Origin of the sequence: Pseudidiomarina fusca (genome assembly GCF_032227045.1) — a bacterium.
Classification (GTDB): domain Bacteria; phylum Pseudomonadota; class Gammaproteobacteria; order Enterobacterales; family Alteromonadaceae; genus Pseudidiomarina; species Pseudidiomarina fusca.
The window spans coordinates 1-372 of record NZ_JANFPJ010000113.1 but is presented as its reverse complement, the minus strand read 5'-3'; the positions used below and the strand labels follow the sequence as shown (position 1 = coordinate 372).

General features: G+C 45.7%; 1 pseudogene. It reads left to right on the top strand.

From position 1 onward, the window contains the following. Nucleotides 1-94: 94 nt before the first annotated feature. Nucleotides 95-372: pseudogene (locus NOG12_RS13315) on the top strand (hypothetical protein); the annotation flags it as partial.

Genomic DNA, 372 nt, shown 5'->3' with positions numbered 1-372 from the left:
GCAAGAAAACCCGCTTGATACGGTGCGGTTGTCCAGACATTGGTACGATGTAGACTGCATTCTGCACAATCTCCATGAAGGCTCATACCAAAACATGGAAGCACTACAAGACGTGGTAGCTATGAAGTCGGCAAGGTGGGCTACTCGAGGTGTTTCCTTTGAAGCCATTCTTTCCGGTGCGTTGGTGTTAATTCCAACGGGGCGGCTGTTAGAAGATATCAAAAAAGATTACGACCAGTCCGTAAGCGGTGGAATGTTCTTTAGTGCCCCAGATAGTTTTGCCGACATTATTGAGCGTTTAGCCAAACAGCAAGATCTAATTAATAGCTCCCGATTTCAGATAATAAGTGCGACATTCATGGAAAGGTGTAG